The 23607-nt window shown below is 58.2% G+C and carries 20 protein-coding genes; 9 read left to right on the top strand and 11 right to left on the bottom strand.

All coding sequences use genetic code 11. The features are described from left to right. The first annotated feature begins 1 nt into the window (after position 1). The 4 genes from ACZ5Q2_RS12260 to ACZ5Q2_RS12245 all read left to right on the top strand — a co-directional run bounded on the left by ACZ5Q2_RS12260 (position 2) and on the right by ACZ5Q2_RS12245 (position 3935). Positions 2–913, top strand: coding sequence for a histone deacetylase family protein (locus ACZ5Q2_RS12260; RefSeq protein ID WP_432210049.1), 912 nt, complete (start codon positions 2–4; stop codon positions 911–913). Between the two features lie 142 nt (positions 914–1055). Beyond that, on the top strand, positions 1056–2393 hold the full coding sequence (locus ACZ5Q2_RS12255) for an NTP/NDP exchange transporter (RefSeq protein ID WP_432210050.1): 1338 nt from the start codon (positions 1056–1058) through the stop codon (positions 2391–2393). Further along, positions 2380–3339, top strand: a complete 960-nt coding sequence (locus ACZ5Q2_RS12250) for an aldo/keto reductase (RefSeq protein ID WP_432210051.1) — start codon at positions 2380–2382, stop codon at positions 3337–3339. The genes ACZ5Q2_RS12255 and ACZ5Q2_RS12250 overlap by 14 nt, the downstream gene beginning before the upstream one ends. A 110-nt stretch (positions 3340–3449) precedes the next feature. Then, the gene (locus ACZ5Q2_RS12245; protein WP_058090570.1) at positions 3450–3935 is read left to right on the top strand and encodes a GNAT family N-acetyltransferase; all 486 of its coding nucleotides are present in this window, start codon (positions 3450–3452) and stop codon (positions 3933–3935) included. Positions 3936–3987: 52 nt separating this feature from the next. On the opposite strand, the gene ACZ5Q2_RS12240 is transcribed toward ACZ5Q2_RS12245, so the two are convergent. Together ACZ5Q2_RS12240 and ACZ5Q2_RS12235 are read right to left on the bottom strand one after the other, a co-directional pair. Further along, entirely contained in the window at positions 3988–4866 is an 879-nt protein-coding gene (locus tag ACZ5Q2_RS12240) for a metal-dependent hydrolase (RefSeq protein ID WP_432210052.1), read from the bottom strand. 126 nt (positions 4867–4992) lie between these two features. Next, complete coding sequence (locus ACZ5Q2_RS12235) at positions 4993–7047, bottom strand: dehydrogenase (protein ID WP_374787397.1); 2055 nt, start codon at positions 7045–7047, stop codon at positions 4993–4995. Positions 7048–7194: 147 nt separating this feature from the next. Between ACZ5Q2_RS12235 and ACZ5Q2_RS12230 the strand changes: the two genes are divergently transcribed. Continuing rightward, positions 7195–8214 carry a class I fructose-bisphosphate aldolase gene (locus ACZ5Q2_RS12230; protein ID WP_432210053.1) on the top strand — a complete coding sequence of 340 codons (1020 nt, stop codon included), beginning with the start codon at positions 7195–7197 and terminating at the stop codon, positions 8212–8214. Positions 8215–8239: 25 nt separating this feature from the next. Here the strand turns inward: ACZ5Q2_RS12230 and ACZ5Q2_RS12225 are convergent, their stop codons facing one another. The 7 genes from ACZ5Q2_RS12225 to ACZ5Q2_RS12195 all read right to left on the bottom strand — a co-directional run bounded on the left by ACZ5Q2_RS12225 (position 8240) and on the right by ACZ5Q2_RS12195 (position 16072). Next, on the bottom strand, positions 8240–9217 hold the full coding sequence (locus ACZ5Q2_RS12225; RefSeq protein WP_432210054.1) for a tRNA dihydrouridine synthase: 978 nt from the start codon (positions 9215–9217) through the stop codon (positions 8240–8242). Positions 9218–9348: 131 nt separating this feature from the next. Further along, a complete protein-coding gene (gene katG / locus ACZ5Q2_RS12220) occupies positions 9349–11520 on the bottom strand; it encodes a catalase/peroxidase HPI (RefSeq protein ID WP_432210055.1) in 2172 nt (723 codons plus the stop codon). Between the two features lie 387 nt (positions 11521–11907). Next, the gene (locus tag ACZ5Q2_RS12215) at positions 11908–12126 is read right to left on the bottom strand and encodes a DUF2835 domain-containing protein (protein ID WP_058090564.1); all 219 of its coding nucleotides are present in this window, start codon (positions 12124–12126) and stop codon (positions 11908–11910) included. Between the two features lie 13 nt (positions 12127–12139). Next, positions 12140–14032: a molecular chaperone HtpG gene (htpG, locus tag ACZ5Q2_RS12210; protein WP_432210056.1), complete on the bottom strand. Its 1893-nt coding sequence runs from the start codon at positions 14030–14032 to the stop codon at positions 12140–12142. 379 nt (positions 14033–14411) lie between these two features. After that, positions 14412–14846, bottom strand: a complete 435-nt coding sequence (locus tag ACZ5Q2_RS12205) for a PaaI family thioesterase (protein WP_058090563.1) — start codon at positions 14844–14846, stop codon at positions 14412–14414. Then, positions 14843–15313: a PaaI family thioesterase gene (locus ACZ5Q2_RS12200; RefSeq protein ID WP_432210057.1), complete on the bottom strand. Its 471-nt coding sequence runs from the start codon at positions 15311–15313 to the stop codon at positions 14843–14845. The genes ACZ5Q2_RS12205 and ACZ5Q2_RS12200 overlap by 4 nt, the downstream gene beginning before the upstream one ends. 18 nt (positions 15314–15331) lie before the next feature. Next, positions 15332–16072 carry a DUF599 domain-containing protein gene (locus ACZ5Q2_RS12195; protein ID WP_432210058.1) on the bottom strand — a complete coding sequence of 247 codons (741 nt, stop codon included), beginning with the start codon at positions 16070–16072 and terminating at the stop codon, positions 15332–15334. A gap of 229 nt (positions 16073–16301) precedes the next feature. Between ACZ5Q2_RS12195 and ACZ5Q2_RS12190 the strand changes: the two genes are divergently transcribed. The 4 genes from ACZ5Q2_RS12190 (at position 16302) to ACZ5Q2_RS12175 (ending at position 20382) form a co-directional block, all read left to right on the top strand. Further along, positions 16302–17537 (top strand): M48 family metalloprotease, encoded by a 1236-nt coding sequence (locus tag ACZ5Q2_RS12190; RefSeq protein ID WP_432210711.1) that lies wholly within the window; start codon positions 16302–16304, stop codon positions 17535–17537. Positions 17538–17696: 159 nt separating this feature from the next. Further along, the gene (locus ACZ5Q2_RS12185; RefSeq protein ID WP_432210059.1) at positions 17697–18242 is read left to right on the top strand and encodes a hypothetical protein; all 546 of its coding nucleotides are present in this window, start codon (positions 17697–17699) and stop codon (positions 18240–18242) included. Then, positions 18242–19429, top strand: a complete 1188-nt coding sequence (locus tag ACZ5Q2_RS12180) for an iron-containing alcohol dehydrogenase (protein WP_152438323.1) — start codon at positions 18242–18244, stop codon at positions 19427–19429. The genes ACZ5Q2_RS12185 and ACZ5Q2_RS12180 overlap by 1 nt, the downstream gene beginning before the upstream one ends. 173 nt (positions 19430–19602) lie before the next feature. Further along, positions 19603–20382 carry a substrate-binding periplasmic protein gene (locus tag ACZ5Q2_RS12175; RefSeq protein ID WP_058090558.1) on the top strand — a complete coding sequence of 260 codons (780 nt, stop codon included), beginning with the start codon at positions 19603–19605 and terminating at the stop codon, positions 20380–20382. A 4-nt stretch (positions 20383–20386) separates the two neighbouring features. On the opposite strand, the gene ACZ5Q2_RS12170 is transcribed toward ACZ5Q2_RS12175, so the two are convergent. Then, positions 20387–22873, bottom strand: coding sequence for an ABC transporter permease (locus ACZ5Q2_RS12170; RefSeq protein WP_061332760.1), 2487 nt, complete (start codon positions 22871–22873; stop codon positions 20387–20389). Continuing rightward, a complete protein-coding gene (locus ACZ5Q2_RS12165; RefSeq protein ID WP_061332812.1) occupies positions 22873–23592 on the bottom strand; it encodes an ABC transporter ATP-binding protein in 720 nt (239 codons plus the stop codon). The genes ACZ5Q2_RS12170 and ACZ5Q2_RS12165 overlap by 1 nt, the downstream gene beginning before the upstream one ends. Positions 23593–23607 lie beyond the last annotated feature (15 nt).

Below are 23607 nucleotides of genomic sequence, written 5' to 3'. Positions count from 1 at the left end.
AATGACCATACCCATTGTCCATCACCCGGATTACAGCTTTCCTTTCCCGCAGAAGCACCGCTTCCCCATGGAAAAGTTCGGGCTTCTGGCGGAATATATGCGATCCACGGGGCTGCTCACGCGCCGCAACAGCTTCCGCCCTGCCCCTTGCCGCCAGGGCTGGCTGACCCAAACCCATTGCCCGGATTACCTTGCCCGTTTTGCGCAAGGCCGGCTGACGGCGCGGGAGCAACGGCAAGTGAACCTGCCGTGGAGCACCGGCCTGGTGCGGCGTACGTTTCTGGCACCCTCCGGCACCGTGCTTGCGGCGCAACTGGCCCTGCAACACGGCATTGCCTGCCACCTTGCCGGCGGTACCCATCACGCCCATTTCGATTACGCCTCCGGGTTCTGCATCCTCAATGACCTCGCGATTGCCACCAATGTGCTGCTTGGGCAGAAAGGCATCAGCAGGGTGCTGGTCTTCGATTTGGATGTGCACCAAGGGGATGGCACAGCAGCCCTGCTCGCCAACACACCAGGGGCATTCACCTGTTCCATCCACTGCGAACGCAACTTCCCCTTCGAGAAGCAATTGAGCCACCTGGACGTAGCGCTGCCCGACGGCTTGGGTGATGAAGATTATCTGGCGGTTGTCCACGAAACCCTAAAACAGGCGTTGGCGCTGTCCAAGCCAGACATCGTGCTCTACGACGCCGGTGTGGATGTGTACGAGGGCGATCCGCTTGGCAAGCTCAACATATCGGAGCAAGGTATTCGTCAGCGGGACCGGCTTGTGCTGGGGGAACTCAAGCGCCGGGGTATTCCCGTGGCTACAGTGATTGGTGGGGGCTATGATGACAACCGGGCCAACCTCGCGAGACGGCATGGGATTGTGGTGGAAGAGGCCTGTCGGGTATTTACGGGCAGCTGATGAGGAAGCGATGCAGTCTCCACCCCATCCAGCGGAACTTTGGCCTATGATTAACATCAAAGTTCGTTTAACACGATAACAAGAATTCATAGCCGCAGGGAGCACCGCGTCGCATTTCCCCGGCCCCATCGGGAGCCATCACGTGCGCCACCCGTTTCAGAAAGCGTTCAACATTCGCCGCCACGAAATCGTTCCGGTGTTCCTGGCTGTGTTCTATTTTTTCTGTGTACTGACGGCGCTGATGGTATTGCGCCCTGCCCGCGAAGCGTTGGGGATGCAGGGCGGCATTGATGCAGTGCGCTGGCTGTTTGTTGGCACCGCAGTGATAACGCTGGCCGTTAACCCGATCTTTGGCTGGCTGGTCAGCCATCTACCCCGCCGCTTGTTTATAACCGCTACTTACCTGTTTTTCAGTTTCACCCTGCTGGTGTTCTACAGCTTGATGACGCTAACCCCGGAGGTGATCGGGGTGACCACCGGGCAGGTGTTCTATGTGTGGTTTAGCGTGTTCAACCTGTTTGTCACCATGGTTTTCTGGGCCTTGATGGCCGACCGTTTCTCGTTTGACCAGGGCAAGCGTTTCTTTGGTTTGATTGCAGTTGGGGGAACCCTGGGCGCCATATTTGGGCCATGGTTGGCGGGGCGACTGGCAGAGCCTATAGGCACTCCGGCTCTGCTGCTGGTCTCGGCCGGGTTTCTGGTGCTGGCGCTGATTGCGGCCTGGGTGCTCACCGGCCTGCAACCCCATAACCCGGCAGAACGCAAAGACCCGGAAGATCCGCCCGCCGTTGATGAACATGAACGCATTGGTGGCAGTGCCTGGGAGGGCTTCCGGGCCGTGTTCAAGTCCCGGTATTTGATGGGGATTGCCGCCTATGTGGTGATTCTGGCCATCATGGCGACGTTTATCTATTTCACCCGCCTGCATATGGTGGCAGCCATGGAAGACAGTACAGACCTGCGCACCACCCTTTTTGCCCGCATCGACCTGATTACCCAGGTGGCGACCCTGGTGATGCAGGCGCTGGTGGCCGGGCACCTGATGAAGCGTTTGGGGGTTTCCCTGACCCTGGCCTTGCTGCCGCTGACTGCTGCCCTGGGCTTTATCGGGCTGGCCATTGTTGGCTCCTTTGCGGCGCTGGTGGTGCTCGAAGCCTCGTTCCGGGCTGTTCAGAGAGCCTTGATGCGGCCCGCCCGGGAAACCCTGTTTACCGTGACCACACGGGAAGAAAAGTACAAGGCAAAGGCGTTTATCGACACCTTTGTTTACCGGGCCGGTGATGTGGTCGGCGCCCAGACCGAAGGCCTGCTGGCCCGGCTGGGCATGGGCCTGGCGGCCATTGCCACCGTGGCTGTGCCACTGGCCCTGGTTTGGGCCGGCCTGGCGCTCTGGCTGGGTAAGAGCCAGCGGCAGAAAGCCATTGCGGCTTCACCAATGATCCAAGGAACACGAGGAGAACCACGCCATGATATCCCGTAGAGCTTATCTGAAACTGGCCATGGCCGCCGGCGTTACACTGGCAGCCAGGCCCAGCCTGCTATGGGCTGAGGCAGACCGCAAACTGGAGCTGATTACCCGCCCCATTCCCTCATCCGGCGAGCGTTTGCCGGGGATTGGCCTTGGCAGTTCCGCAACTTTTTCCAGCACTGCCCGTAGTGAAGACCTGGATGCACTTCGGGAAGTGCTGGGAGCCCTGGTGAAGGAAGGCGGTACCGTATTTGATACCGCCCCCAGTTATGGTGCTTCCGAAGCAGTCGCTGCGCGTATCGCCAATGAGCAGGGCATCGCCAACAAGCTGTTCTGGGCCACGAAACTGAATGTGGCGGGGCGCGGCGGTGGCAAGGCAGACCCGGATCAGGCACGGGCGCAACTGGAAACGTCATTCGAGCGGATCGGAAAAGACCCTATTGATCTTATCCAGGTGCACAACATGGCGGACATTCCCACGCAGTTGGGCATGCTTAAGGAATACCGGGCTGAAGGCCGGGTGCGTTATATCGGCGTGACCACCACCTTCCCCCAGCAGTACCAAGGCCTGGAACGGGTAATGGAGCAAGAGCCCATCGATTTTATCGGTGTCGACTACGCGATTGACAACCGCACCATGGAGGAGCGCATTCTGCCTCTGGCGCGGGACAAGGGTATTGCTGTACTGATCTACGCACCCTTTGGTCGCACTCGCCTGTGGGACAAGGTTCGGGGCAAAGAGGTGCCGGGGTGGGCGGCAGAGTTCGATGCCCATACCTGGGCCCAGTTCTTCCTCAAGTTTGTGCTGGCACACCCGGTGGTGACCGCTGCCACACCCGCTACAAGCAGAGCTCGCCACATGATCGACAACATGGGCGCAGCAATGGGCCGGGTGCCGGATGATGAGATGCGACAACGGATGATTGCGCACATGGAAAGCCTGCAACAAGGCGCTTGACTAAGGCAATTCAAAGGCTGGATTTTCCTGCGGTTGTCGGTATGCTGACTGGAGTAGCGGGTTTATGGGTTATTAACCCGCGCTCCAACACAGGTACACACTGAGTCATCATGAGCACAATCACGTCGATCACTATTCGCAAGTACCGTATTCAGGATTTGAGCCCGGTGGTTCGCCTGTTTACCGATTCCGTGCATGAACTCACGGCCGGCGCCTATGACGAAACCCAGCGGTTTGCCTGGGCCTCCCGTACGCCGCACCTGGATACCTGGCGGCAAAGGCTGGAGTCACTGGAAACCCTGGTGGCGGAAGAAGGCCAGGACCTGGCCGGGTTTATCTCCTACGATGACGACGGCACCATTGATCTGGTGTTTACCGCCCCAAACTATGCCCGCCGTGGCATTGCCTCCACGCTGTATCATGAGGCGGAACAGCAGCTAATTGCCAAAGGCGCAAAAGAGTTGAAAACCGAAGCCAGCGTAGTGGCCAAGCCCTTCTTTGAGCGTCACGGTTTTGAAGTGGTGGATGAACAGCGGGTGACGGTTCGCGGGGCACAGTTCCTGCGCTACAACATGCGCAAGGACCTAACGGCATAATCAGACGGGCAGCCATTGCGGCTGCCCCCTCAACGAATGCAAATGGTGCTGTTCAGCCTTGAAGTGAGGCCGGCAACCAACGCTTCTTGGCCTTATCCACCAGATCCCGGGCATCGTTGTCCCAGGGGTGGAAGGTCGGGCTGTAATACTTCAGGTAGGACGGAATCAGTTTGCGGAAGACCCCCGGTTTGCCCCACATGTAGTTCAGGCCCTTGGCCCAGGATTTCAGGTTGCCCAGCTGGCCATCGGCTTTCATCAGTTGGATCAGGTGAATGCTGCTGAACAACGGAAACATCACGCTGACAAACATCATTTCCGTTACGCGAATGAATTCACTGCCTCCCACGCTTTTATAGACATCAAATGCCACGGCCTTATGTTCGGATTCCTCAATGGCGTGCCAGGCCCAGACCGGTGCGATGCGGGGGTCCATCTCTTCAAGGGCATCGTATTTCAGCAGGAATTCTTCAGCCATCAGGGCGGTAAAATGCTCTACTGCCACGGTGTGGGCCAGCTGTCTCTCCGGTGTGAAGCGCTTACGCATCCAGTTCATAAACCACTGGACTTCCCGCTCCAACCGGCTGAGGTTAACCCCCCGATCTTCAAGGAAGCCGTTCATCATTTTATGCTCTTTCGAGTGGTGAGCTTCCTGGCCGATGAACGCGCGAATCGCTTTTTTCAGTTCAGGGTCGGTAATCTGGTTCTGGTAGTGGCGAACGGTATCAATGAAGAATCTCTCTCCCGGCGGGAAGCTGGCAGACAACGCCGCCAGCAAAAGTGTTTTTGCCGGGTCGTTGTCCCACCAGTACCTTGGCAGGTCTTCCGGAAACTCGAAATCCGGGCTGCGCACTTCCGGTAGAAATCCAGGGGGCGTTGCGGTCCGGTATGCTGCATTGCTGGTTTTCTTGATCTGTGACACTGGCGCGTTCATGGCAGAACTCTCCCGAAGCCATTCGTTTTTTGCGTAGTCAACAGGCTACGCTGCTCCGGGAGTGGGCGGCAGGTGTTTGTAGGCCAAAATCCTCCGTTACCCGCACACTTCAGGCCTTTGCCTGGTTCAGGCCGGTTCCGTGGCGTGGGCGGCCAAGGTGCGCACTCTCTCGAAATCTTCCTCGGTAAACACCCCGTTAACGCCGGATACAGCCGCCAGCTCCATGCCGTGTTTCAGGCCCAGTTTGTATATTTCCCGCACCTTTTCCCATTCAATGTTCCGGCCCAGGGTGAAATTCTCGAACCTTGCCTCGAGCGCCAGCACGATGGTTTCTGCCAGGCAGGCATAGGCAATGCCCTTGGGGAGGCCGATATCTTTCATTCTCACGATGCCAGGCAGTTTGATCTCTCCAGATTCAATCACCAGCACATCGGGCCGCTTGGCCACGTCTTCCGCCGGGATATCCAGGGGCCTGGCCACGTCTGTGATCACGCAACCGGGTTTCACCTGCATGATGTCCAGAATACGTTTACCGGCGCCGGAGGTGGCAGTGACCACCATGTCCATATCACCCAGGTCACGGTTGGTGGTGGCGGCCACATGCACGATGGCGCCCGGGGTTTCCTGTTCAATGCTTTCCTTGAGAGACAACAGTTTGGCCGCTTCCGGTGCCACCAGGTAGATTTCATCCACGGCCTTGGCCAACAACCGGGCGCAGACAGAGCCGATAGCGCCAGTGGCGCCGACAACCATGGCTTTGCCGGCCATCTTCCCGCTCTTGCCAATGCTGACACGGCCAATCCTCTTTGCCGCATCGTGGGCCGCCCAAAGTGCGCCCGAGGCGCTGTAGCTGTTGCCAGTGGTGATCGGCAGCGGTGCCCGCTTGGCCACGGTGATCCCCGCATCACCCACTACCTTGGTGAACGCCCCCAGCCCCATGATCTGGGCGCCCAGCTTTTTCGCCAGATTCGCCGCCGCCAGCAATCGGCTGTAGGTGAATTCCGGATCGTGGGCCATGATTTCCCTGGGTGTGCCGCCTACGGTGATCAGCCAGCCTTCCACCTCATCGCCGGTGGGCGACTGGATGCCCGAAACCTTGGAGTAAACAAACGGAGGCGTGTAGGCAATGGCCTTTTCCACAAGATTCATCACCGCCGGTGGCGACACGCTCGCTACCCAATCCAGGGGCGGGGTTTTGGTCAGGTATTGCTGAGACAACGGGTGAATCACAAAGGCAAAGCGGTTGATCCGACGGTAGCCGTTCGGGTACAGGATGCGGGGCTCTACCCCCAACTGTTCAATCACGTCCAGGAAATCGTCCGCACCCAGTTGCTCCGGTGTGCGAGACAGAGCTGCACTGATCATCGCCTCCATCACGTTGACCCCCACGGGGCGGCCTTCCAGCCAGGGGCTGTAATCCACCACCATGGCCACGCGCCTGGAGCGGAACCAGTCCAGGGCGGATGCGGTGACTCTGGAGGTAATCACAGTTTTGCCATCCAGTTCCTTCTCGGAAAACACTTCAAGATCACCCATGGCGCCAACGATCACATGGCAGTCCTTCACGGCTTCATGCAACGTGCCGCTGATCAGCTTCTCCCCCATTCGGTACAGCGGGGTTCGATGCAGGCGCTCGATCACCTTGACCGCACTGGGGCTGAACATCACCGGGGCTGTGAGCCTGGTATAGGCTTCGAGCTGGTTCAGGGAAGTAAGCAGCCGGGGCACGCCAAAGTCCAGGTATGGATCGGCGAAGAACAGGTTGTCGGTATGCTCAGACAAGGCCTTGGCAATGCGGAATCCGGCCTGGCCATTGAGGAACAACACCCGGGCGTTATCGAAAAAGTGGCCCAGCTCCGTCTGGGTATGGCGAACCGCCCATTCCTGGAGGATGCCCCGCAAGCCCGCCCCGGTCGTGATCGGTTTGTCTGGTACGCAGGCTTCCAGCCTGGCGGTATCAGGGTGTTCAAGCTGCTCGCGGCCCACCTGGTAGTGGTCGTGGATCATGCTCAGGCCGATGGCATCAGCCTGTGCGCGAATCGAATCGAGAACAGCCTCGGCCCGATCAAGATTGCCATCGGTGCCCACTCGCACCACGCGAAACGTATGGCCCAGAAATTCGGTTTCCAGCTCATAGTCGTACTCAGACGATCCCTGGCTGACGCTGACGACGGTTTTCATGGCGGGCTCCAGTATGATCTTGTTATACCTTAAGTCTAGAACCTGCGATGGGTTCCCGCCTTAGCCCAGATCAAATAACAGCCGGGCTTTTTGAGACTACACTGAATACATCTCGACCACTGCAGAATCAGCAACCAAGGAGGAGCCATGAGCGTTAAACAGGAGCTATTAGCCACCATTGCCGACCTGGTCCAGCCGGGCAAAGGTATTCTCGCGGCAGACGAGAGCGCCCCAACCATTGCCAAGCGGTTCAAGGCGGTGGGCGTTGAATCCACGGAAGCCACCCGGCGCGAATACCGCAGCATCATCTTTTCCACGCCAAAGCTTGGAGCGCACGTAAGCGGCGTTATTCTGTACCAGGAAACGCTGGAGCAACTGAGCCTGGACGATGTGGCCATCCCCAAGCTGCTGGCCAGCCAGGGCATTGTTCCTGGCATAAAGGTGGACCAGGGCAAAGGCCCGCTGGTAAACGCCCCGGGCGATGAAATCACCTACGGGCTGGATGGCCTTGGCACGCGCCTGGAGCACTACAAATCCATGGGCGCGCGCTTTGCCAAGTGGCGGGATGTGTTCCATATCTCCGACACCCTGCCCTCGTTCCAGGCGATCAAATCCAATGCCGAGGTGCTGGCCCGTTACGCCGCAGTGTGCCAGTCCATGGGCATAGTGCCGATTGTGGAACCCGAGGTTCTGATAGATGGCAACCACAGCATCGAACGCGCGGCGGAAGTCAGTGAAGATGTGCTGCTGGAAGTGTTCAAGGCACTGCACCGCCACCGGGTGGACCTGGAAACCATGGTGCTGAAACCCAGTATGGTGACACCGGGCAAAGAAACGGGCAAAGCCAGCCCGGAACAGGTTGCCGAAGCCACCCTGAGCGTGTTCCGGCGGGTGGTGCCGGCGGCTGTACCGGGCATATTTTTCCTGTCCGGTGGCCAAACCCCGGAGGAATCCACGGAGAACCTGAACGCCCTGAACAGCATGGGTTACCACCCCTGGGAGCTTAGCTTTTCCTACGGCCGGGCCCTACAGGAACCAGCCCAGAAAGCCTGGGCCGGAAAACTGGATAATGCCGACAAAGCCCAGGCGGCCATGAAAAAACGGGCCAGGCTTAATGGCCTGGCCCGTTCCGGAAGCTATTCGCCAGACATGGAGAGGGAGGACTGATCACCCCTCGCATGCGGGGTGCGGATCAGGCAGCGTTGGTGCGCTGGGTGGGTAAGTCTACCGGCTGGCCCAGGCAAGCCAGCATGGGCGCCACGTCCCGGAGCTTCCGAGCCTGGGGCCAAAGCGCCTCGGCTTCGGCAAAGCCCTGGCGCAGGTAATTGAGCCATTGCTTGATGCGACCGGTCACGTATTTGTCTTCCAGGCGAGTTTGCAAGGCTGCCGCATATTCACGCACCAGGGCAACCGCTTCCGGCCAGGCCATGGGTTCGATAGAGTCACCCTGCTGTGAGGCTTTAATCTGTGCCGCCAGGTCTGGCCGGGCAATCAGGCCACGGCCAATCATCACATCATAGCAGCCAGAGACTTTGCGGCAGCGCCAGTAGTCTTCCACTGTCCAGATTTCGCCGTTGGCGATGACGTGGCTTTGGACCGCTTCGCGCACTTTGGCAATCTCTTCCCAGTAGGCGGGCGGTTTGTAGCCATCCACTTTACTGCGGGCGTGGATCACGATCTCCGATGCCCCGGCGGCTTCCAGTGCCTGGCCACAGGCCACACCCATGGAGCGGTCGTCGTAGCCCAGGCGCATCTTGGCGGTTACAGGAATATTGGCAGGCACTGCTTTGCGCACGGCCGCGGTGATGTCATACATCAACTCTGGCTCCCGCATCAGCACGCAACCACCTTTGTGCTTGTTCACGGTTTTGGCGGGGCAGCCAAAATTGATATCCACCTGCCCTGCTCCGAGTTCAGCGGCCTTGGCACCGTGGCGGCCCATCATTTCGGCATTTGAGCCCAGCAACTGCACGGCCACGGGCGTGCCCACTTCGGTCAGCGCGTTGTTGTAAAGTTCCGGGGCGTACTTGTAGAAAATCCGGGGCGGCAGCATGCCGTGGGTCACGCGAATAAATTCCGTCACGCACCGGTCAATCCCGCCGACTTTGGTCAGGGTTTCACGGATGGGTGCGTCGACCAGCCCTTCCATCGGGGCAAGGATGATTCGCATGAAAGCTCCAGATACTGAGAAAAAGATCAATGACGGCTGATCAAAAATCAGGCGGAGCGGATTGTAAGGAATTCGAGGGCAAATAGGTAGCCGGGCATCCCGAAACAGGATGCCCGGCTGGTTACTGCCGCTTACTTCTTAACGTCGAAGCGGTCTGCGTTCATTACCTTGGTCCAGGCGGCTACGAAGTCTTTAACGAACTTGGCTTCGTTGTCGTCCTGGGCGTACAGCTCTGAGTAGGCACGCAGGATGGAGTTGGAACCGAACACCAGGTCAACACGGGTCGCGGTAAACTTGGTGTTGCCGCTCTTGCGATCCACGATGTTGTAGGAGTTCTTGCCAGTGGGCTCCCAACGGTTGGCCATGTCGGTCAGGTTCACGAAGAAGTCATTGGTCAGCTGGCCAACGCGATCTGTGAACACGCCGTGTTTGGTGCCACCGTAGTTGGTGCCCAGCACCCGCATACCGCCCAGCAGAACCGTCATCTCTGGCGCAGTCAGGCCCATCAGCTGGGCACGGTCCAGAAGCATCTCTTCCGGTTTGACCACGTAGTCTTTCTTTTGCCAGTTACGGAATCCATCAGACAGCGGTTCCAGCGGCTCGAACGATGCCGCATCGGTCATCGCGTCGGTGGCATCGCCACGGCCTTTCAGGAACGGCACGTGCACGTCGTGGCCTGCGGCCTTGGCGGCCATCTCGATGCCCAGGTTACCGCCCAGTACGATGACATCCGCGATGCTCGCGCCGGTGTCGGCTGAGACTTTCTCATAAACCTTCAATACCTTGGCCAGGCGCTGCGGCTCATTGCCTTCCCAGTCTTTCTGAGGGGCCAGGCGGATGCGGGCACCATTGGCACCGCCGCGCATGTCTGAGCCACGGAAGGTGCGTGCGCTGTCCCAGGCCGTGGTGATCAGCTCGTTCAGGCTCAGGCCAGCGTCAGCGATTTTCTCTTTGACCACTTCCTCAATGTAGTTGGTCTCGCCCTGGGGAACCGGGTCCTGCCAGATCAGGTCTTCAGCGGGAACGTCAGGGCCGATGTAACGGGACTTCGGCCCCATATCCCGGTGTGTCAGCTTGAACCAGGCACGGGCGAAGCAGTCTTTGAAGTACTCCGGATCTGCCATGAACTTCTCACAGATGGCGCGGTACTTCGGGTCCATTTTCATGGCCATGTCGGCGTCAGTCATCATCGGCTTGACGCGGGTCTTCATGTCGGTCGGGTCAACCGGCATATGCTCTTCTTTGATGTCGACCGGCTCCCACTGGTTTGCGCCAGCCGGGCTCTTGGTCAACTGCCAGTCGTAACCGAACAGCAGGTCGAAATAACCCATGTCGAATTTGGTCGGGTTGGTGGTCCAGGCGCCCTCGATGCCGGAAGTAATGGCATTGGTGGCCTTGCCCTGCATGTTGGGGTTGATCCAGCCGAAGCCCTGATTCTCTACGTCTGCGGCTTCCGGCTCTGGCCCAAGCGCACCAGCGTCGCCGTTACCGTGCGCTTTACCCACGGTGTGGCCACCGGCGGTCAGTGCAGCGGTTTCTTCGTCGTTCATGGCCATACGGGCGAAGGTTTCGCGAACCTGCTCGCCGGTCTTGAGAGGATCGGGATTGCCGTTTACCCCCTCCGGGTTCACGTAAATCAAGCCCATTTGAACCGCGGCCAGCGGGTTTTCCATTGTGCTTGGCTTGTCTACGTCTTCGTAGCGGCTGTCGGACGGCGCCAGCCACTCTTTTTCGGCGCCCCAGTAGATGTCTTTCTCGGGGTGCCAAATGTCCTGACGGCCGTAGGAGAAGCCAAAGGTTTTGAAGCCCATGGACTCATAGGCAATGTTACCGGCAAGAATAAACAGGTCGGCCCAGCTTACCTTGTTGCCATACTTCTTCTTGATCGGCCACAGCAGGCGGCGAGCCTTATCAAGGTTGCCGTTATCGGGCCAGGAATTCAGAGGAGCAAAACGCTGGTTGCCGGTGCCACCGCCACCACGGCCGTCGGCCAACCGGTAGGTGCCTGCCGCATGCCACGCCATACGAATCATCAGGCCGCCATAGTGACCCCAATCTGCCGGCCACCAATCCTGGCTGTTGGTCATCAGCTCGTGCATGTCCTTTTCGAGCGCTTCGTAATCGAGTTTTTTGACTTCTTCGCGGTAGTCGAAGTCGTCGCCCATCGGGTTTGTCTTGCTGTCGTGCTGGTGCAGGATGTCCAGATTCAGGTTCTCCGGCCACCAGGCCGCCACATTGCCCTGCTCCTGCGTATTGGACCCGTGCATGACCGGGCACTTACCACCACTATTATTCTCAGACATCGTATTCTCCTGTTTCTGCGTCATTGGTAAAAAAACTTTTCACGATCAAGGGCATCACTAAATATAGATCATTCACAGGCCGCTGCTTGAATGTTTACTACCGCCTGTATAGTGAATCCCTATGGACTTCCCGCAGCCCGGGCAAAGCGACAGAACGATCACTGGGCGATTGCGTAATCCTGATAGTAGTCCACCAGAATCCCGAGCAAGTCCTTCCATGCTACCGATGCAAATTCGTTTGACACTGACATGGCGCAACTCCTTGATTGCGAGAACACCCTCACCTTATCGCGGGGGAGCGACCAACAGACAATTAATTAAAAATATACTTTTGAAAGGTTTTCTTTATCGATAAAGGCGCAGGAAGGTCAGCCTTGAAGGCGGGCGTTACAAACGCTCGATCGAGGCAAATTTGCCCTGATTGTCAAACAGAATGCGGAAACTGCCCTGAATGCCGTCTTTAAGGAAGAAACGAGAAAGGATACGGGCCGGGAAACGGACAGAGCGTCCGTCCCGGGCCGTGGTGCGAACATCGGTGGCAACGCCCTGATAGAGTTTGATCCACTCATCAGGACTGATGCTGATATCCACAATAATCTGCTGCATGGTCAGGGCCGGCTCAGTTAGCCAGCTCCAGCAGCAGACGGTTCAGGCGGCTGACATAGGCGCCGGGGTCTTTCAGTTGCTCGCCACTGGCCAGGGTGGCCTGGTCGAACAGCACGGCAGACAATTCCTTGAAGCGCTCTTCACCCTGCTCGGTTTCCAGCCGCTGTACCAGCGGATGGTCCACATTGATTTCGAAGATCGGCTTGCTCTCCGGCACCTTCTGGCCGGCGGCTTCCATGATCTTCTTCATCTGGGCACCCATATCGAACTGGCCCACCACCAGGCACGCCGGCGAATCGGTCAGGCGGTTGGTTACCCGCACTTCCTGTACCTGGTCTTCCAGGGCGGCCTTGATTCGCTCCAGCAGATCCTTGTGTTCCTTGGCGGCTTCTTCCTGGTGCTTCTTGTCTTCCTCGGTTTCTACCTCGCCCAGGTCCAGGTCACCACGTGCAACATCCTGGAACTGCTTGCCGTCGTATTCGTTCAGGTAACCCATCATCCACTCATCGATACGATCAGACAGGATGAGCACCTCGATGCCCTTCTTGCGGAATACTTCCAGGTGCGGGCTGCTCTTGGCGGCGGCAAAGTTGTCGCCGGTGATGTAGTAGATCTTGCTCTGACCGTCTTTCATCCGGCTAATGTAATCATCCAGGGACACATTCTGGGTGGCTTCACCGGTATGGGTGGACGCGAAGCGCAGCAGGCCGGCGATTTTCTCGCGGTTGCTGAAGTCTTCTGCCGGGCCTTCTTTCAGAACGGTACCAAATTCGTCCCAGAAGCCCTGGTATTCGTCGCCGCCTTTCTTGGCCAGCTTGGACAGCATATCCAGTACCCGCTTGGTCAAGGCAGTGCGAATGCTTTCTACCGTGCTGTCGTTCTGCAGAATCTCCCGGGACACGTTCAGGGACAGATCGTTGGAATCGATCACACCCTTGGTGAAGCGCAGGTACAGCGGCAGGAACTGCTCGGCATCGTCCATGATGAACACGCGCTGAACGTACAGCTTCAGGCCACGGGGTGCCTCCCGGTTGTACAGATCAAACGGCGCGCGCTTGGGGATATACAGCAGGCTGGTGTAGTCCAGCTTGCCTTCCACCTTGTTGTGGGACCAGGTCAGCGGGTCTTCGAAGTCGTGGCCGATGTGCTTGTAGAATTCTTTGTACTCTTCGTCCTTGATCTCGTTACGGGGCAAGGTCCACAGGGCGGTGGCGTCGTTGACGGTTTCCTCTTCGCCCTTCTTGTCCTCTTCCTCAGACTCGGCCTTCATTACGACTGGGAAGGAGATGTGGTCGGAGTACTTCTTGACCAGGCTGCGCAGCTTCCAGCCATCGGCGAATTCCTTGGCGTCGGATTTCAGGTGCAGAACAATCTCGGTTCCACGCTGCTCACGGGTCACCGGCTCGATGGTGAACTCGCCATCGCCCTTGGATTCCCAGTGCACACCTTCTTCTGCCGGTGCGCCGGCACGGCGGGTGAATACGTCAACTTTGTCGGCAACAATAAAGGCGGAGTAAAAGCCCACGCCGAACTGGCCGATCAGCTTGCTGTCTTTCTTCTCGTCACCAGACAGTTGCTTGAGGAATTCGGCGGTGCCAGAACGGGCGATGGTGCCGAGGTTGGAGATAACGTCGTCACGGGTCATGCCGATGCCGTTGTCGGCCAGGGTAATGGTGCCGGCGTCTTTGTCGTAATCCAGGCGGATTTTGAGGTCGGAGTCGCCTTCGTAGAGTTTGTCGTCTTTCAGGGCAGCGAAGCGCAGTTTGTCTTCGGCGTCTGAGGCGTTAGAGATAAGCTCACGAAGGAAGATTTCCTTGTTCGAGTACAGAGAATGGATCATCAGGTGAAGCAGTTGCTTCACTTCGGTCTGGAATCCCAGGGTCTCTTTGTTTGTTTCTACCGTCATGGCTGTGTTTTTCTCCTGCTCGGGTTTTAACTTTTGTGGAGCGGCCTGGGCCGGTAGGTTCTTCCAAAACACGCTGTGAATACGTCCATGTACGCTCTGCTCCGCCATCCATGGCTCCGCAAGGTTTTGGAAGAACCTACCGGCCCAGCCCACCCGACTTTTAAGTTAGGCCAGTGAAAGCACGATGTCTGGGCGAGCGGGTGGGGATGGCTTTCCGGAACCGTGCGGAGCCATGGATGGCGGAGCCCGAGCCGCACAGGGACGTCTCGAGGCGTGTTTCGGAAAGCCATCCCCACCCGCTTGCCTGCACCAATGCTGAAATTTCTTGAACCAGAGATGGGGGGTCAGCCGGGGCATTTCAACCCCAGTCAAAACCAATTCAGTCTTCGAGGAGGAAGTGCGCGCGGGCCGTGGCGATGGGTTGGGAACGGGACTTCTGCCAGGCCGAGATCATCACATTGGCAACCCGGTTGCCCTGGCGGGTCAGGCGGCATTCGGCGTAGGTTTCCCGGTTAAGGCCGGCGCGCAGGTAGTCCAGGGAAAAATCGACAATTCTCGGCATCCGCAAGGTGTCCTGGGACATGATCAGGTAGATCGCTGCCGACATTTCCATGAAGCCACCAATCACCCCACCGTGAATCGCCGGCAAAATCGGATTGCCCAGGTTCTCTTCCTTCTTTGGCAACCGGAAAATCAGGTCGTCTCCGAACCGGTCGCACTGCAAGCCAATCCAGGTGGCGTAGGGAATGCTCTCCAGCATGCGGGAGAAGTCGCCGGTTTGCTGGGTGTATTTGAGGATTTCCGGGTCGGTCATTCCTCGCCTCCGGTGATCAGGTCTCGATAGGTTTTCGGGGTGGCCTCTTTGCCGATTCGCATGAATGTGCCTACGCAGTTGGCAATCGTCTCCCCGCCTTCCTGATAGGCCTCGCAGCGGGTAAAGATGATGTTCTTGGTGATCTTGTAGGTCTCGGCCCGGGCGAAGACAGGTTTGTGGGGTTCGGCCGGGCGCATGTAGTCCACCCGCAAATCCAGGGTCGGGCAAAGCTCGAAGTCTTCCAGGGCACAGATCATCACGGATCCGGAGGCGGTGTCCATAAGAGTGGTAATGGCACCACCGTGGATAACGCCGGTATCCGGGTTACCAATGATCCTGTCGCTGTACGGCAGTTCCATGACCAGATAACCCTCGCCCGCTTCCTTTGCACTCAGGCCCAGTTCACGGGCCTGGTTGAGGGTGTTCACAAACCGGTTAACCCGGTTGATTCGGGTTTCATCGTTCATTCAGGGATGTCCTGCAATTCAGCTTTTCGGGGTGGTTTCTGTAGCCTGTTTACCGGGTACGGGTTCTTCGAACACTTTCCCGGCACGCAGGGCAACCAACGCATCAGACTGGAATTCCCGACGGTAAAGTACGATAACCACCAGGGTAGAAGCCGCTATAAACACCATGGGATGGATAAACCAGGCCACCACGGCCAGGGCGTAATAATAGGACCGCAACCCAAGGTTAAACGCGTCCCCTGCCAGGTTGCAGATGTTGCCGGCACTGCGGGCAAAGGCCTCCCGGGCGGCGGGGCTGGTTTTGGTGTCGTCCGGTAGGGGCGCGCTGCCTATCATCACCGCCACAAAGTTATACATGCGCATGGACCAGGTGAACTTGAAGAAGGCATACACGAACACCACCAGCAACACCACCAACCGAAGCTCCCAGATTTCGCGGGTCGGTACGGCGCTGAAAGGCATGGTGGCGAACACTTCCATCGCTTCGCGGGTGTAGCCGAGTGCAGTGATGATACCAGCCAGTATCAGCAGGCAGCTGGATGCGAAGAAGGCGCCATTGCGTTCGAGGTTACCGACCACGGAAGCGTCCGATATCCGGTTCTCCCGCTTGAGCATTACCCGCATCCAGTCTTCACGGTACATATCCAGCGTGTTCGAGAGACAGGCGCGAGTACTTGCCCGATTTCGGGAATACCAGGTGTAGCCTACCCAGCACACCAGAAACCAGAACAATGCGATGAGTTCCAGGTAATAGCCCATGCGTGGTTATCGATCCGTTGTAACGTAGATGGCAGAAAGGTTGCTTAACAATAATACGCGAAGGTGCATGAACCGGCCACAACCCGGGTGGTCTGACACTAAAACACCGGTCGTACTGTGCTATATAATGAAACACCCAAATCAACAATTGCGCGTCCACGGAACCGGTCGCCCAAAGGAGTCGGATGTGAACCCCGGACAAATTCTGAGACTGACGTTACTCTCGGTGATGTTTCTTGCCATCGCGGGCTGTGCCGTAAACCCGGTCACCGGCAAAAAGCAGCTGTCTTTGATCCCTGAAAGCCAGGAATTGGCGCTCGGGGCCGAGCACTACACCCCAACCCAGCAAACCCAGGGTGGGCAGTTTTATCTGGACCCGGAATTGACAGTCTATGTTCGCGAAGTCGGCATGAAGCTGGCTCGGGTTAGTGATCGCCCCGATTTGCCATACGAGTTTGTAATACTCAATAGCAGCGTGCCCAATGCCTGGGCTTTGCCTGGGGGCAAGATCGCCATCAACCGGGGCTTGCTGGTCAAGTTTGAGGATGAAGCCCAGTTGGCCGCTGTGATGGGGCATGAGATTGTCCACGCTGCGGCACAGCACAGCGTGCAACGCATGCAACAGGGCATGCTGATCAGCGCTGGCGTAGCCGGCCTTGGTTTTGCGTTATCTGATAACGAATGGGCGGGGCTGATCATGGGCGGCGCGGCCGTGGGCGCGCAGCTGGCCCTGGCACAGTACAGCCAGGGTGATGAACTGGAATCCGACCACTACGGCATTCGTTACATGAAAGCCGCCGGTTACGATCCTCAGGCAGCGGTTGAGCTGCAAGAGCTGTTTCTGGAATTGTCCCAGGGCCGGCAGACAAGTTGGCTGGACGGCATGTTCGCCACCCACCCGCCTTCAGCCAGGCGGGTTCGGGAGAACCAGGCCCTGGCCTCAGAGCTGGGAACCGGTGGCTTCCGGGGCCGCGACATTTACCAACGGCGCATTGCCCTGCTGAAAGAGCTCCAGCCCGCCTATGACGCCCACGACAAGGCCATGGAACTGGCCTCCAAAGGCGATATGAACGCGGCCCTTGATTCCATCAACAAGGCGATCGAGCTGGAACCGCGCGAGGCCATGTTCTTCGCCCTCAGAGGGCGTATCTATAAAGAGCAGAAGCAGATGGAGAAAGCCCAGGCGGATTTCGACAAGGCGGTGTCGCTGTACCCTGAGATGTTCCAGTACCAGCTCTACAACGGCCTGAACTCACTGGCCATGAATAATCTGGACAAAGCCCGTGGACACCTTGAGCGTGCCAATCAGGTAGTGCCTACGTCCATTGCCTATCTTCGGCTTGGCGATATTGCCAGCCGTCAAAACCGTCGGAATGACGCCATTGGGTATTACTCGAAAGCCGCCGAAGCCGGTGGCGATGTGGGTGAGGAAGCCAAAAGGAAGCTAGCCGATCTGTCCCAATAGCATACACCTGGCGGGGACAAACCGGGGGCTTAACGCTCCCGGTTTTTTTATGGCTAAAGCATTTGCCACGCTGACGCAAAAAAGCCGTCACAGATTGCATTGACATTTAGAGCAATAACTCTAAAAATCAGTCAAACAAACAACAATCGGATGGCGATCATGCTCGTAAAGCGACTTCAACCGATGATTTCCCACGCAAGGCGGTCCTATGTGGAACTGATGTTCCAGGTAATGGGCCGGGCCCTGCAGGCGATCAGCGAAGTAGACGAACAAACCCGAAACGAAACTCGCGCCCTGCCCGAAGGATTTCTGTTCGAGATGCAGGTGATGCCCAATGGCCCCAAGCTAATCGTTGAGCACACCGGAGATGGCAAACTGCATTTCCACGGCGACAGTGCTCCCCGGCCGGTGCACCTTTCCATTCAGTTCAAGCATATGGCCCATGCGTTCCTGGTACTGTCCTTCCAGGAAAAGACCTCGGTGGCCTTTGCCAACGACCGCATGCTGGTAGATGGTGATGTCAGTTACGCCGTGCGTATGACCCGTGTGCTCAACCGCCTGGAGTCGTTCATCCTACCCAAGCTGGTCGCGCAGCGAGCGGTCAAGGAATACCCGGCCAACCTGCATCTGCCTGAAAAACTGATCAGCGGAGCCCGCATCTACCTGAAAGTCGCCACCAACTTTGTCGAGACAGCGAGAGCATAATGACCAACAAATACTACGAGTTCTTCTGCCCGGTAAAAGTGATTGCCGGCAAAGCCGCCCTGGAACACATTCCGTTTGAATTGACCGGGCTGGCAGCCAAGCGCCCGATGATTGTTACCGATAAGGGTGTTCGGGCGGCAGGCCTGCTTGACCCTGTGATCGCCGCTTGCGAAGAAAGCGGACTGGAAATCGTCTCTATTTATGACGACGTACCCCCGGATTCCTCCACAACGGTGGTTCGCGATATCGCCACGGTTTACCGCAAGGAAAAGTGCGATTCCATTATTGCCGTGGGCGGCGGTTCCGCCATTGATACCGGCAAAGCCGTCAACATTCTGGTTTCCGAAGGTGGCGATGACATCGCCAAGTACAGTGGCGCAGGTATTCTAAAGCATCCCCTGAAGCCCTTCTTCGTGGTACCAACCACAGCCGGAACGGGCTCTGAAGTCACATCCGTTGCCGTGATTACCGATGAGAAAAAAGGCGTGAAGCTGCCGTTCACCTCATCGTTCCTGTTGCCGAATGCGGCGATCATCGACCCACGGATGACGCTGACCCTGCCTCCCCATATCACCGCCGCAACCGCCATGGATGCCATGACTCACGCGGTCGAAGCGTTTACCTGCATGGCCAAGAATCCGCTGAGCGATGCCTACGCCACGGCTGCCATCAAAAAGGTGAGCCAGTCACTTCTGGCGGTGATGGACAACCCCAAAGACGAGAACGGGCGGCTTGAACTGGCCCAGGCCTCTACCATGGCCGGCATTGCCTTCTCCAACTCCATGGTTGGGCTGGTACACTCCCTGGGCCACGCAACCGGCGCGATCTGCCACCTGCCCCATGGCCTGTGCATGAGCCTGTACCTGCCGTATGTACTCGAATTCAATATTGAAAGCATCCGTGAACCCCTGGGCGAACTGCTTCTCTATCTGGAAGGCCCGGAAGTTTACTCGGCAACCCCTGCAGCCCGCCGTGCCGAGGCCAGCATTTCCGCCATCCGCAAGCTCAGGGACGCACTGCATAAACGCTGCGAGCTGCCCCGTACCCTGAAGGAAACCGGCAAGGTGCTGGAGAGTCAGCTGGAGGCCATCGCCGAAATGGCGCTGGATGATGGCTCCATCATGTTCAACCCGCGGGAAGTCACCAAGGAAGACGCCCTTTCGGTGCTGCGGCGCGCCTGGGCCTGATCGCAGAGTTGGCTGGGCTAACCCATCGTTCGATGGGTTAGCCCAAAGTCAGATTCACAATGATTGATTTATAGGAGGAAGTCGTTACTATTTAGCAAGGTTCTGGCAGGGAGTTGGCCGGGTAAGTTTGATCGATATACCGCAGTGGCCTGCAACAACCTGAGTTTCTTTGAATGAAAGATCTATTGTCCAGAGCATCGCTTTTTTCACGCCGTAGCCTTGCCATCCTGACGGCGAGCCTGTGCCTGTCCATGGCGGCACACAGTGGCGAAGACCAATCCGGAACCTTCCGTTTCAACATTTCCCCCAACGGCTACCCCCCATACCTGATTGTGGATGGAGAAAAGCCCTCCGGCATCATGTGGGACGTGGTCGCGCTGATAGTGCCGCGCCTCGGTTACGATCTGGAGTTCATGAAAATTCCAAGAAAGCGGGTCGACCAGATGCTGGCCGACGGTTTCCTGGACGGCACCCCCCGTGCCATCGAATGGACGGAGAAGCCCGAGCAGTATCTGTTCACCAACCCGGTTGTCCACGTAGAGGAAGTGTTCTTCTTCGCAAACGGCGCCGAATTTGAGTACAACCACCCGAGCGACCTGTTCGGAAAAACCGTGGTTACTCACCTGGGCTACATGTACCCTGCCCTTGATTCCTACTTCGAAAGTGAACAGATTCGGCGTTTTGACGTCTCCCGTGACCGGGATATGTTCCGGTTTCTGCTGCACGGCGAGCGCTTTGATACCGCCCTGGCTGACCGACTTGTCGGCCAGTGGATTCTGAAAACCGAGGGCATGGCAGAACATTTCAGCAGCTCCGAGACTGCCATCAGCCAGTATGGTTTCCGGATCATGGTTCGCCCGGAGTGGACGGAGTTCGTGCAGGCCTTCAACGAGGAGCTGCAAAGGGTTCGCGAGAACGGCGAGCTACAGGCCATTCTCGCGAACTATCGCTGACAGTTTATTCCAGCCGCCGCAACAGCAGCATGGGTGACACACTGAGAACCGGGCGCAACTGCCAGCGCCCGAACAACGCCAGCAGCACCGCGCTGATGAAAGGAATGGGCAGCATCACCTGCCAGTGCCAGCGGAAATTGCCTTCAAACATTCGGAGCTGTAGTGCATACACCGCAGCCTCTGCTGCAAGTACCCCCATAATACCCGCCACGAAGCCCAGCAGGGCAAACTCCAGCATAGTGCTGCGGGTAAGCAACGACTGCTGGCCGCCCAGGGTGCGAAGCAAGGCGCCCTCCCGCTGACGGTCCCGTAGCGTGGCACTGACCACCGCCGCCATGACCACCAGGGCCGCCGCCAGGATCAGCGCAAGAATGGCTTCAATGGCCTGGGTAACCTGGCGCACAATCTGCTGGATACGCTCAATGATATGATCGATCTCCAGAACCGAGACGGTCGGGAAACTGCGTGAAAACTCGTTCAGCGCCACTTTGTTACCCTCATCCAGATGGAAACTGGTAATCCAGGTACCAGGCATATCCGTAAGCCCACCGCCCGGCGGGAAGGCCATATAGAAGTTGGGTTTCATGCTGTCCCATTGCACCGTACGAATGCTGGTGACCGGCTCTGTGACTGTTTCCGAACCAATGGTGAAGGTCAGGCGATCCCCCATGACCAGCCCCATACGTTCCGCCAGCTCTGCCTCAACCGACACACCGATGGTGTCGCCGGGGGCAAACCACTCGCCGGCGACAATCTCATTATCTTCAGGCAGCTCCGCCATCCAGGTCAGGTTCAGCTCACGGTTCAGGGCACCAATGCGTTCATCCTTGCTCACGGCCTCCAGAACTGGCTGATCATTCAGTTCCGTCAAACGCCCGCGCACCATGGGATAGATTGTATCCAATGGGGCGTCACGCTCTGCCCAGAAGCCTTCCACGTCGTCCACCGCATCCGGCGCGATGTTGATCAAAAAGTGATTGGGGGCATTATCCGGTAACTGGGCCTGCCAGTCGTCCAGCAACGAGGTGCGCACCAGAATCAGCGTGGCCGCCAGCATCAAGGTCATGGCAAACACCGCCATCTGCGCCATGCTGGCCTGCCGATGCCGATACAGACCCACCAGAGCCAGGCGCCAGGCATTACCGCCGCCCCGTACACGGCGCAGGATGGCCACCATAAGCCCACCAACCAGCGCCAACACCGCCAATAAGAGAGCCAGGCCGCCCAACAAGGCAAACACCAGAGCAACCTCGCCCGCGTATAACCAGACCAGACCAAACACGGCCAGAATCGCAATCGCAATATCGGGGATCGCGTCTCGCCCACTTTCCCCGGGCTGCGCCCTTAGAACCCGCATGGCAGCCACATTACGCAGCCGGCGAATGGGCGGATAGGCAAACGCGAACAGGGAAACCAGGGCCGTGAGCAAGGCCGGCACCAGGGCCGAAGGCGCCAGATGGAAATCGACCGGTTGCTCCAATACGTCACTCAACAGGCGAACCAGAATCCAGAACAGCGGCAGCGCCACCAGAAGACCACCAATCACCCCGGCGATACCCCACAGCGCCAACCGGCGCAGGTAAAGGCCGCCAATTCCCCGGCTAGACAGCCCGAGGGTCTTAAGAAGTGCCACGGTATCCCTCTGAGACAAGGCGTACTGCCGGCTGGCAACCGCCACAGCCACTGCCGCCAGCAGAACCGCCAGGCTGCCACCGAGCAACAGGAAACGTTCAGCACGCTCCAGGGACCGGGAGAAGGTTTCGCCATCGCGTACGCTTTCCCATTCATGGCTTGGTTCCAGGCGCGGCTCCAGCCATTGATAGTAATCGTCAAGCAGGTTGTCCGGGCCGGCGAACAAGTACACGTACTCGGCACGGCTGCCTTCCTGTATCACGCCGGTGCCGGGCACGTCGTCCACATGAATCATCACACGGGGTGCCAGGGAAGAAAGCCGGAAGCCGCCGTCCGGCTCCCGTATCAGCAGGCTGGTGATCTCCAGTTCAAGATTACCCACCTCCAGCGTTTCACCAATCTCCAGCTCCAACAAACGCAGCAACCTGGGGTTGACCCAGATCTCGCCCCGCCCGGGGCCGGCGCCCACGGTTTGGCGAGCAGCATCCGCGCCTGGCTGAATTTCGATCTCGCCACGCAACGGGTATTCGTCGCTGACAGCCTTGACCGACACCAGCTGGAACCCGCCCTCACCAAAGACCATGGTGGAGAATTCAATCAGCTGGCCGGTTTCCAGGCCCCGATCACGAGCTTCGTCAATCCATTCACCTGGCACTGGCCGGCCATTTTCCGCCTCAAGCTGACGGTCCGCGGCCAGAAAGGAGCTGGCCGAAGACACCAGGGTTCGCTGCAGCTGGTTGGCGAACAGGGCAATGGTGGCCACGGTGGCCACGGCAATCACCAGGGCCACCAACACAACCCGTACATCACGTTCGCGCCAGTCCCGGCGCACCGACATCAGTTTTTTTGCAGCCGCCATCAGTCAGCCAACTCCCGGGCCGCTTCCGGCTCTGTCAGCACACCGGCTTCAATGTGAAGTTGCCGGCCACACCGGGCTGCCAGGTGTTCATCGTGGGTGACCATGACCAATGTAGTGCCCTGCTCCCGGTTCAGGTCCATCAGCAGATCCGACACCGCCTGGCCCGTGCGGTTATCCAGATTGCCGGTGGGCTCATCGGCAAACAGGATCACCGGGTCTGAAGCAAAGGCGCGGGCAATGGCGACCCGCTGCTGCTCACCACCAGACAATTGCCGTGGCGTGTGGCTCAGGCGCTCACCCAACCCTACACGCTCCAGCAGCTCTTTGGCCCGCGCCTCCGGCGATTCCATCCCCGCCAGTTCGAGGGGCAGCATGACGTTCTCCAGCGCGCTCAGCGCCGGCAACAGCTGGAATGACTGGAACACGAAGCCAACCCGGCTCGCCCGGAGCTGTGCTCGCTGGTCTTCCGTCAGGCTACTGATTTCAGCACCGTCCAGCTCTACTTTCCCTTCGGTCGGGGTGTCCAGCCCGGCAAGCAATCCGAGCAAAGTGGTTTTTCCGGAACCGGAGCGGCCAACAATGGCTACGGACTCTCCCCGATTGATTTCCAGACTGACCCCCTGCAAGATCGTCAACGTATCAGTTTCCAGGCTCACCCGGTGGGTAAGATCGGTCACCCGTAACATGGGGTTTGTGGCGGCTAACTTGGGATCCGTCATCTGGTTCACGGTGGC

Source organism: Marinobacter alkaliphilus (assembly GCF_055394375.1).
This window is presented reverse-complemented; position numbering and strand designations above follow the sequence as displayed.